This is a genomic window from Aphanizomenon sp. UHCC 0183 (assembly GCF_009712065.1).
GTDB lineage: Bacteria > Cyanobacteriota > Cyanobacteriia > Cyanobacteriales > Nostocaceae > Dolichospermum > Dolichospermum heterosporum.
The window spans coordinates 22589-24290 of the sequence record NZ_VILC01000020.1 but is presented as its reverse complement, the minus strand read 5'-3'; the positions used below and the strand labels follow the sequence as shown (position 1 = coordinate 24290).

At 35.8% G+C, this 1702-nt stretch carries 2 protein-coding genes; both read right to left on the bottom strand.

Translation table 11 applies throughout. The annotated features are described in order from the left end of the window. Window positions 1-109: 109 nt before the first annotated feature. On the bottom strand, window positions 110-712 hold the full coding sequence (locus FJR37_RS09420) for a hypothetical protein (protein ID WP_168465877.1): 603 nt from the start codon (window positions 710-712) through the stop codon (window positions 110-112). Between the two features lie 217 nt (window positions 713-929). Then, entirely contained in the window at window positions 930-1589 is a 660-nt protein-coding gene (locus FJR37_RS09415; protein ID WP_168465876.1) for a Uma2 family endonuclease, read from the bottom strand. Window positions 1590-1702 lie beyond the last annotated feature (113 nt).

The window sequence follows — 1702 nt, the reverse complement described above, 5'->3', positions numbered from 1 at the left end:
CCCTGTTCCCTGTTCCCTGTTCCCTTGTCATAACGACAATTTTTAACGCCAACCTACTTATTGTCTGATAGCGTAGCTATATCAGGATTTACAGAATTTAAAAACAATATTAATTTACTGATAACATCCACGTTAGAAATGATAAAATTGGCTCAACAGGTGGCAATGGATATTCAGTAATATCAATAGTGACTGAATTAGCCTCCAGTTTTAAAAATTTCCAAGTAGTTCCACTGGTGACAGAACCGAAAATTATGGGAATGTTGACATTATTAGCAGCATTAAATTTTTGGGCAGCTACCATTTCTGCAATACACTGACCTAAACCACCATTAAGATTTTCTTTTTTTGCTTCTATAATTATAACTACTGGAGCTTGAATTTCTAATTGGCTTAGTGATTTACTAATCAGAAAGTCACAAATACCATTGAGTCCAATACTAGGATCAACGGTAAAATCTTCTCCAGAAAAGAGGCTAATTTGACGATCTAATAATCGTCGAACTGCTGTTAATACAGGGCTAATAATCCATTCAGAACGAGCTTTTTCACTACCTCGTGCAAGTACCAATGGTAAACCTTCTTCTAGTTCTTGACGTAGCAAATCATCAAGTTTTACAGCAGGCACATCTGGAAAAAACCGTCCTCCTTCATGGATGGCGATCGCTAAATCCTGACGGACTTTTTTTAGTGTAAAATCACTGTAGGGCATAGTTATAATTAATTTTTGCTACAAAAACAGAGTTTAGTTCCGTAGGTTGGGTTGTGGAACGTAAACGTATCCCTGCGGGACACTGCGTGAACGCGGAGCAATCGGAACGAAACCCAACATCATATTATTAAAACATATTATTAAAACATTTGTTGGGTTGCGCGATTCCTGCGGAGCGCTTCGCTATCGCTTAACCCAACCTACATTTGATTGTAGATTAAATTTTATCAGGATCTATATTTAATTCCCGCAACTTTGCTGCTAAACGTTCTGCGGTTTCTTCAGGGGTAAAAACTAACTTTCCTTCTGGTGTGAAATAGCGCAATAATCCCTCATGAATTCCCAAATATAAATTTAATTGTTCACTCCATAAATGTCCTTTTTCATTTGCTTCTAGAGGTTGATATTTTCCATCTAATAAATGAAAACCTGCAAATTCTAGTGTATAAGGATCAAACCAAAAATAATCCGGGGTGCGGAAAGTATTCTGATAAAGTTCTTTTTTATATTCTTTATCTGTATTAACTGTAGTTGGTGAAAGAATCTCTAAAATTACATTGGGATATTTACCGTCTTCATTCCAAACTACCCAACTTTTCCGAGTTTTGCGTTCTGTTCCCAGCACAACAAAGAAATCAGGACCTCGGAAATATTCTGATTTTTTCTGATTAGGACTATAGTAAATGGTGAGATTTCCCGCAGCGTAGAAATCATATCTATCTTTCCACAACCATTCTAGACATTTGAAAAGGAGAATTATTTGTCTTAAATGTAGTTCTGTTTCCACCGGAGGTTCATCACTATATAAATCACTGGGGGGAAAAATCACATCTTGAGAGATGTTTTCTTTAAGTTCTAATTCTTGAGTAATCATCATAATATGACACCAAGTCGTTATTTGTTGATTATAGCATTAATTGTCTGAATCAGGATTTACAGGATTAAAAGATTAACAGGATGTGATATTCATTAATCCTGAACATCCTGAAC